The organism is Pseudomonas folii, assembly GCF_014357575.1.
GTDB classification, from domain to species: Bacteria; Pseudomonadota; Gammaproteobacteria; order Pseudomonadales; family Pseudomonadaceae; genus Aquipseudomonas; species Aquipseudomonas folii.
Window position 1 is genome coordinate 1 of sequence record NZ_JACONW010000193.1, and the last position, 8,810, is coordinate 8,810.

At 57.7% G+C, this 8,810-nt stretch carries 7 protein-coding genes; 2 read left to right on the forward strand and 5 right to left on the reverse strand.

The window, feature by feature from the left end; translation table 11 throughout:
* The first annotated feature begins 183 nt into the window (after positions 1 to 183).
* Complete coding sequence (locus tag H8S59_RS24485) at positions 184 to 1,476, forward strand: MFS transporter (protein WP_246475599.1); 1,293 nt, start codon at positions 184 to 186, stop codon at positions 1,474 to 1,476.
* Between the two features lie 102 nt (positions 1,477 to 1,578).
* On the opposite strand, the gene H8S59_RS24490 is transcribed toward H8S59_RS24485, so the two are convergent.
* Positions 1,579 to 2,493, reverse strand: coding sequence for a LysR family transcriptional regulator (locus H8S59_RS24490; RefSeq protein WP_187523090.1), 915 nt, complete (start codon positions 2,491 to 2,493; stop codon positions 1,579 to 1,581).
* A 171-nt stretch (positions 2,494 to 2,664) separates the two neighbouring features.
* On the opposite strand from H8S59_RS24490, the gene H8S59_RS24495 reads away from it, so the two are divergent.
* A complete protein-coding gene (locus tag H8S59_RS24495; RefSeq protein WP_187523091.1) occupies positions 2,665 to 4,077 on the forward strand; it encodes a M20 family metallopeptidase in 1,413 nt (470 codons plus the stop codon).
* Positions 4,078 to 4,227: 150 nt separating this feature from the next.
* Here H8S59_RS24495 and H8S59_RS24500 read toward each other — a convergent pair whose 3' ends face one another.
* The 4 genes from H8S59_RS24500 to H8S59_RS24515 form a co-directional block, all read right to left on the reverse strand.
* Positions 4,228 to 5,739 (reverse strand): amino acid ABC transporter permease/ATP-binding protein, encoded by a 1,512-nt coding sequence (locus H8S59_RS24500; RefSeq protein ID WP_187523092.1) that lies wholly within the window; start codon positions 5,737 to 5,739, stop codon positions 4,228 to 4,230.
* Positions 5,740 to 5,921: 182 nt separating this feature from the next.
* Positions 5,922 to 6,725: an ABC transporter substrate-binding protein gene (locus H8S59_RS24505; protein WP_095102662.1), complete on the reverse strand. Its 804-nt coding sequence runs from the start codon at positions 6,723 to 6,725 to the stop codon at positions 5,922 to 5,924.
* A 66-nt stretch (positions 6,726 to 6,791) separates the two neighbouring features.
* On the reverse strand, positions 6,792 to 7,847 hold the full coding sequence (locus tag H8S59_RS24510; protein WP_187523093.1) for an isopenicillin N synthase family dioxygenase: 1,056 nt from the start codon (positions 7,845 to 7,847) through the stop codon (positions 6,792 to 6,794).
* A gap of 14 nt (positions 7,848 to 7,861) precedes the next feature.
* Positions 7,862 to 8,713 (reverse strand): sugar phosphate isomerase/epimerase family protein, encoded by an 852-nt coding sequence (locus tag H8S59_RS24515; protein ID WP_095102656.1) that lies wholly within the window; start codon positions 8,711 to 8,713, stop codon positions 7,862 to 7,864.
* Between the last annotated feature and the right edge of the window lie 97 nt (positions 8,714 to 8,810).

The window sequence follows — 8,810 nt, forward strand, 5'->3', positions numbered from 1 at the left end:
ATTCAGAGCACCAATAACGCTCAAAAAAGCCAAAATGTTGCACCCAAGCTTTGCGCCCAAGGCAATGAAATGTTCTGAAATGCATAATTGTGGGAAAGGTGGTGCGCCCCTACCATCACGTCAAAGGTCAGCCACCTCGTCAGGGGGGATAGACCCATTCTTTGACGAGTTGGAGAACCATGCATGACAACTGCGCACGTAGCGGCCCAGCCTCCCGCGACACTGCCGATGTCCAGGGGGAAGCTGTACAAACTGGTGATCGCCTCGTCGATTGGCAATGCTCTGGAATGGTTCGACCTGATCGTCTACGGTTTCTTCGCTATCACCATTTCCAAACTGTTTTTCCCCACCGCTGACGAGACGGTCTCGTTGCTGTTGGCGCTGGGGACTTTCGCACTCTCCTACCTGATTCGGCCCTTGGGCGCAGCCGTGTTGGGCTCCTATGCCGACCGTGTCGGGCGTAAGTCAGCGATGCTGGTATCGATCTGGCTGATGATGCTCGGCACGCTGTTGATTGCGATCATGCCGACTTACTCGGCTATCGGCATCTGGGCGCCGATCGGGATATTCCTGGCACGCCTGATTCAGGGCTTTTCTGCGGGCGGTGAATTTGGCAGCGCCACGGCTTTGCTGGTGGAACATGCTCCGGAGCGCAAAGGGCTGCTTTCCAGTTTCATGTTTGCCAGCCAGGGCATCAGTGGTTTGCTCGCCTCAGGCTTCGGCTTGTTGCTCACTACGACGTTGACGGTGGACCAGCTTGAATCCTGGGGCTGGCGCATTCCATTTCTGTTCGGCTTGATGATCGGTCCGGTCGGTCTGTACATCCGCCGTCACATCGAAGAGGCCGGGGAGTTCAAGGAAAGCGAGCGCAGTCATGCGCCTGTGGGCGAGCTGTTCAAGGCGCACAAGTACCGCATGCTGCTCGCCGTAGGCGCGCTGGTGCTGTCGACGTCGGCCACGTACGTGATCATTTATATGCCGACCTATGCCGTCAAACAGCTGGGCCTGAGCGCATCCATCGGTTTCGCGGGCACGCTGCTCAGCGGGCTGGTGCTGACCATCCTGACGCCGTTCATTGGTCATCTGTCCGACGTGTTGGGTCGTACCCGGATCATGCTCGGCGCATCGGTGATCTTCATCCTCAGCATCTATCCGGCGTTTTCCTGGCTGGCAGCCAACCCGACGTTGCTGGTGTTGTTGGCGGTACTGTTCTGGATGAGCATCCTCAAGGCGATCTACTTCGGTGGCCTGCCTGCCTTGATGTCCGAGTTGTTTCCTACCCAGGTGCGCGCCACGGGCATGGCCTTGAGCTACAACATCGGCACTACGGTGTTCGGCAGCTTCACGCCCTTCATCGTCGCGTGGCTGATCAGTGCCAGCGGCAACAACCTCGCGCCGAGCTATTACCTGCTCGTCACCGGCATGGTCAGTCTGGTCACCCTGTTCGCAATCCGTCGACAGCTGAAGCTGGCCTGACAGCACGTCAAACACAGGACTTGTAGGAGCTGCCGAAGGCTGCGATGGCGGTGTGTCAGGAAAAATGCTTCGCAGCCTTCGGCAGCTCCTACAGAGGGGGGATCAACTGTTCGTGATATTGCTCGCCGTCACCAGTTGCTCTTCCAGAAAACTCAGAAAGTAACGCACCAACACCGGCAGTTTGCGCCCGGCCATAATCTGCACTTGCAGGCTGCGCTGGCGCAACTGCGGGTCGCTCATGGGCACCAGCACCAGATTGTCACGAGTTGTGGAGCCACTGACGGTAACAGTGCCGCACAGCGCAATTACATCCCGGGAGTAACGAACCACGCTATAGATCGTGCCCAACGACTGACTGGTGTAGGCGGGCACGATGTTGATGCCCTGCAAGTGACAGGCGATATCGAACAGATAGCGCAGGGTCGAGCCGGTGTAGGGCAGGGCCAGCGGACAATCTCGCAGGTCCTTCACCTCAAGGGATTCACGGGTAGCGAGCGGGTGGCTGGCGGGCATGAGCGCGCTGATGGGTGAGTCGCAACTCAGGAAGATTTCAACGCCTTGAGTCGGTGTCAGGCTGAAGGTCAGGGCGATGTCCACCGAACCTTCCTTGACCAGTTGCGATGCGCGGGCCGCGTCCACCACGTGGACATCGAAACTCGCGCCAGGGTGGAAGTTACGAAACTCTGCGGTGACCTTCGGCAAAAATTCCCACGCCATTCCTTCCGGGCAGGCCAGCACAATCCGGTGCTGCTGCAAGGTGTTCACGCCGCGCATTTCGGCGATTACGTTCTTCACTTCCAGCATGTTGCGCGTGGCATAGGCCAGCAGTAACTCACCAGGCTCGGTCAGTTGCATGCCGCGTGGCTTGCGTTCGAACAACTGCAGACCGAGGTTTTCTTCAAGGTTGCTGATCTGGCGGCTGACCGCAGACACCGCGACGTGAAGCTCTTCGGCCGCTGCCGATAACGAACCGGTCCGGGCCACACTGTGGAAATAACGCAGCGGCAGATCATGCATATCAGCTCCCCATTCCTGCTTCATCGCTGTGCAGATCTGGTTTGTTCCAAAGGCAAGGATAGCTTGCAAACTTGATAATTGTTGCAAGTCAGGCGGCAACGTTACCCTTGATTTCATTGCTGGTCGAGCTGATTTCAGCGCGACTGAACGGCCCCGTGAAAGGTAATCCTGATGTCTTCAACCCCTCTGCACACCCGAGAGCACGCCATTGAGCTTGCCGTTCACACCCTGAATTCCGGCGCGTTTATTCAGACCCTAAGCCGCCGCGTCGCGCAACGTACCGAGAGCCAGAACCCAGAGTGTGCGCAACCGTTGCGTGATTATTTACTGATCGAGCTGCAACCGTTGCTGGTTCGGCTGGGTTTCGCCTGCCGCTTTGTCGAAAACCCGCACAGCGGCAAGCCACCGTTGATGTTCGCCCAGCGAATTGAAGACTCGGCCTTGCTGACCTTGCTGACTTACGGCCATGGCGACGTCACCAGCGGCCAGGACGAACTCTGGCAGGAAGGCACCGCCCCTTGGCAATTGAGCATCAAGGAAGGGCGCATCTATGGTCGCGGTACGGCAGACAACAAGGGCCAGCACAGCATCAATCTGGCCGCGCTCGAAGCGGTTTTGCAGGCGCGCGAAGGCAAGCTCGGCTACAACCTGAAAATCATTTTCGAGATGAGTGAAGAAGTCGGTTCGCCGGGGCTTGAACAAGCCTGCCGTGACAACGCAAAAGAGCTGGCCGCCGACCTGTTTCTGGCCTCCGATGGCCCGCGTGTACGACACGATCTGCCGACATTGTTCCTCGGCTCCCGTGGCGTCTGCCAGTTCCGCCTGACGCTGGACACCGGTAACGGCAGCCGCCATTCGGGCAACTGGGGCGGGATTATTACCAACCCGGCCATCGTGTTGGGTCACGCGTTGTCATCGCTGGTTTCTGCTCAGGGCGATTTACTCGCGGGATGCCTGCGTCCGGCACCCATGCCGGAATACGTATCGGCGCTGATTCGTGATCTGCCGGTGGGTGGCGAAAGCTTTGACCCGCAGCTCAACCCGAACTGGGGCGAACCGGGCCTGACCACGGGCGAAAAACTGTTCGGCTGCAACACCCTTGAGATCGTTGGTTTGTCTTCCGGCAGCACGGTCAAGGTGATCGGGGCAATTCCAGGGCGGGCCGAAGCGGTGTGCCAGTTACGTTTTGTCGACGGCACTGACTGGCAATCGCTGGAGAGCAACCTGCGCGAGCATCTGGATCAGCATGGCTTTGAAAGCGTGCAGATCAATATCGAGGGTGGTTATGCGGCGACGCGTCTTGATCCGCGTCACCCCTGGGTCGGCTTTGTGCAGCAGTCGGTGAGTCAGAGTCTGGGTGAACCGGTGAGCATTTTGCCAAACCTGGGCGGGACGATTCCCAACCACTGCTTCGCTGATGTATTGGGCTTGCCGACGGTCTGGCTACCCCACTCCTATCCATCCTGCAAACAGCACGCACCGGATGAACACCTGCTTGAGAGTGTTGTGGAGCAAGGCCTGAAAGCCGCGACCGGGTTGTTCTGGGATCTGGGCGAAGCGCCTGCGAAGTTGCTGAAGGCCTGATTGCATCATCCTCGCTTCTGCAGAAACTACTGTTGACGTGGGACCGGCTTTAGCCGGGAAGAGGCTGGGACAGCCGCTGAATGTGTGGCGTCAGATAGGCAGCTTCCCGGCTAAAGCCGGTCCCACGTCGTCATATCAACGGGGAGTGTATTAACGATCCAGCCCCATAAACTGCATCACCCGTTCCCCCGCCTGTCCCGCACGAATGGTCTGCGGTCCGGCATCGGCCTGGACCACGCCGTTCTCCATGAAAATCACCCGGTCTGAAATGGACATGGCGAAGTCCATCTCATGGGTGACGATCAACATGGTCATGCCTTCCTTCGCCAGGTCGCTGATGACCTTCAACACGTCTCCCACCAGCTCCGGGTCCAGTGCTGAAGTCGGTTCGTCGAACAGCATGATCTGCGGGTCCATCGCCAGAGCGCGGGCGATGGCGACGCGTTGTTGCTGACCGCCGGATAACTGATGCGGATACTTGTGTGCATGAGCCAACAGGCCAACCTTGTCCAGCAATGCGTAGGCGCGCTGCTCGCTGATCACCCGGTCACGGTCGTGATAACGCGGGGCGAGGGTGACGTTGTCGAGGATCGTCCGGTGCGGGAACAGATTGAAGTTCTGGAACACCATGCCGATGCGCTGTACCCCGCGCCGAATCTGCGGATTGTTCGGCTTGTCACCCGCGTGAATGAAGCTTTCGCCGAACAGAATGATCTCGCCGTCATCAATACTTTCCAACCCGTTGACGGTGCGAATCAACGAAGTCTTGCCCGAGCCTGACGGGCCTATGATGGAAATCACCTGACCGACAGCCACGTCCAGATTGATGCCCTTGAGCACTTCATGTTTGCCGTAACTTTTATGAATCGTGTGCAGTTGCAGCGCTGGCGCAAGACCGCTTTCAACAGGTGCAGCTGCTTTCGAAACGACGGCCGGGAGACTGGCGCGCAGTTGTTGCACGCTGGCGTCGTCCAGGGTTTGCGGCTTGCGGTTGTTCAGTTCCAGATGCTGTTCCAGCCAGTGAAAAAGCCAACCGAACACGGTGACGATCATCACGTAATACACCGCCACGGCTGACAGCGTTTCCATGACCAGAAAGTTCTGTGCGTACAGTCGTTGCCCTACGGTCAGCAGTTCGGTCAGGGAAATGACCGAGATGATCGAAGTGAGTTTGACCACGGTGATGTATTCGTTGATCAGCGTTGGCAGCGAGATACGGAATGCCTGCGGAATTACGATCAAACGCTGCATGCCCAGCACACCAATACCCAGCGCACGTCCGGCTTCCTTCTGACCTTTGGCCACGGAAATCAGCCCGCCGCGATGGATCTCCGCCATGTACGCCGCTTCCGTGACCACCAGCGCAAACAGGCCTGAATAAAACGGGTCGGAGAACAGGTCGCGAGTAAACGGCAGCATCTGCGGCAGGTTGTAGATGAACACCACCAGCACCAATAGCGGGACGCTGCGGAAGAACCAGATATAAATCGACGCCGGAATACGGATCCAGCGCGACGCCGACAGCTTGGCCGAAGCCAGCAGAAATCCCAGCAGCATGCCGATAAACCAGCCCAGAGCACTGAGCTGAATAACGGTGATGCAGGACTTCCAGAAGTCCACCATCGAGAACAGAGAAAAAAAGTAAGCCCATTCGAATTGCATGTACACCGCATCCTGATTAGCGCAGATCGCTGTGGGAGATTCTATGTTTGCCTGCAAGCTGACGTGGGACCGGCTTTAGCCGGGAAAGCGGCATTCCTGGCGATGCAGATGTCTTGAATGTACTGGCCTCTCCCGGCTAAAGCCGGTCCCACGTCATCGCTCCCACAGGGTTATGCTGTGAATTAATTACCCGGCGCTTCCAGGTTGTATTTCTTCAACAGCGCGTCGTATTCACCGGATTTCTTGGTTTCGTCGAAGGCTTTGAGCAGCGCTTGATACAGCTCCTCGTTGCCCTTCTTCACGTAGATGCCCAAGGTCTGCTGATAGATCGAATGCTCAGTGCTGACCACCACGCGGCCTTTGGTGCGTTCGGCGATCATGCCGGCCGCGCCGTCGATTTCCACTTGTGCCTGAACGTTGCCCGACAGCAGCGCCTGAGTGACTTCAGGGGCCGACGGGAACTCGCTGACCGAGATTGCGCCTTTGTTGTTCGGCACGCAGTAATCCACTGACAGCTTGTTGAACTGGGCAACCCAGGTCGTGCCTTTCTCCAGTCCGACTTTCAGGCCGCAGAGGTCTTCCGGCACCTTGGGTTTAACCTTGCTGTCCTTGAGGACCATGATTGCTGCGCCGGTTTTGGCGTAGGCAATGGTTTGTGCCTGAGTCTGACGTTCTGGCGTGATGTACATGCCAGAAATGATTGCGTCGTAGTGACCCGAGTTCAGGCTGAGGATCAGGCTGGAGAACTTGGTGTCGACGAATTCCGCCTTGAGGTTCATGTGCTTGGCGAGCATGTGCGCCAGTTCGGGATCGGAGCCGACGACATTTTTCTTCTCGTCATAGGATTCGAACGGTGGATAGGTGATCTCCATCCCCACTTTGAACACGCCCGGTGTAACGGTAGTGGCGGCGTGCGCCAGCGTCGCGCCGAACACGGCGGCGGCAAGCACGGTCAAGCGGACAGCAATGTTCTTTTTATTGCGCATCGTCGAGGACTCCAAAGTAGAGAAAGGTAAGGCACGTCAGGGTTGTGAAAAGGATATTCGGGCCAGTCAGAGCGGTTCTGATGCCTGGTTTTTCAAATGGCCAAAGCTCGAAGGCTTGCGGGCTTTTTCATAAAGCTTCAATTCGCCGTTCTCCACTTTTCTGCGCAGGTACTGATAGGTTTGCAGTGCCTGGCCGAACATGTGTTCGCCGATGGTGATCTCCTCGTAATCCTGTGCGCCTGCCTTGGCGAATTGCGGCAACGGTTTGATTTGCGTATGAAAATCGCAGGCGTAGAACAGTGGAAATGAATAGCGTTCTTCGCTGACGGTTCTGACCCGATGGGCCGTTGCAACGAACGTACCAGCGGTCATCACCTCCAGCATATCGCCGATATTCACCACAAATGCATCATCCACAGGCGGTGCGTCGATCCATTGGCCCAGATCGTTCATCACTTCCAGGCCGGGTTTGTCGGCCAGCAAGATCGTGAAGCACTCGTAATCGGTGTGTGCACCAATACCGGGCGCGTCCTGTGCGGCGTCATCAAAGGGGTAGTGGATCAGGCGCAGCTTGGAAGGCGGGCGGGTGACCATCGCGTCGAAGTAACCTTCCTCCAGCCCGAGTGCCAGTGCGAAGCCATCGAACAGACGCCGACCCAGGGCGAACACCGCCGCGTAATAGGCTTGCACGGCGGGCTTGAAACCCGGCAGGTCCGGCCATTCGTTGGCGCCGATCAGAGGAGTTTTAGCGATCACCAGCGGGTCTTCATCACCCACTTCAAAGCCGATATCGAAGGCTTCTTTATGATCCGGTTTGCCTTTGGCATACACCTCTTCGCCTTCCGGCACGAAGCCTTTATGGCTGCGCGACGTGCCGATGTAATGCTGCATCTTGTAATCCAGCGACTGGGCGAAAAGATCCTTGGCCGCCTGACGCAAGCCATCGATCAACTGCTGATCAATGCCGTGATTCTTGATGTACAGAAAGCCCACTTCCCGCGCCGCTTTGCCGAGCTCTTCGGCCACCGCCTGACGCTGGGCAATATCGGGACTGAACAGCCCGGCGATATCCACAACCGGAATGCTGTTGAAGTTGGCGATGGCTTGAGAGTGATCCGGCATGACAACAGGCTCCATTAGCGGCGGGTGGATTGGGTGAAGCGCTGGAAGTGTTCGCGTTCGGTTTTGCCCATCCAGGTGTTCAACGACCACAAATCGGCCACCGGGACATTGGTGAAGGGCAGGTGATGCAAGTAGCCATCGGCGCCGAACTCTGGCGTTAGCGTGGTGACTTGATAGCCGCGCTCCTGTTGCGAGCGCCAGATCGCTTCCCAGTGTTGCTGATGGAAGGCCAGTTCTTTTGCGTATTCCGGTGCGGCGGGATGCGGTACTTGCGGGCCCTGGTCATAGCCGACCCGGGCCTGAATGTGATGGACGCGTTCAACGAAAGCGCTCAGGTCGTCTTCCGGATCATTGAGCAAGCGCTCGCAGGTCACGATCCAGTGGCTGATGTCGCTGGTGAAACGCAGGTCCGGCAATTGCCGAATCAGTTCAAGCGTCACCCACGGATTGAACAGCGAGCGCGAACGATGAGTTTCGAAGGTGCATAACTGACCGTGCTTGCGCGCCAGTTCCAGAGCCTGACCGAAGAACTCCACTTGTTGCGGCAACTGCCAGCGGTCATTACCGGCCAGCACGTTGACGAAGCGCGGCGACAGCTCACTGGCCCAGCCCAGTTTTTTGTCCAGATCGGTGAGGTGTTCGGCGACCGTGGCGGATTGTTCCGGCAGCACGTCGTAAGCGGTGAAGACGGTGCTGATATAGCCCACCTGATTGGCCCGCAGGAACGCCGCGAACTCAGCACGCTCTGCCGCGCTTAGTGGCAGTCGAGCCTCCATCCCGTCGAACCCGGCTTCGAGCAGTTCTTCCAGAGCCTGAGTCCTGCTCGCGGTATAGCCCCAGAGGGTGCGGAATATTTCCAGCTTCATCGATCGACCTCAAAAGATTGCTCAAGCAAGTGGCGCGGCCTGATCTTAGGTGGGCGTGATGAGCGAGAAGAATAGGAAAGCTCAAATCGATAGTTCA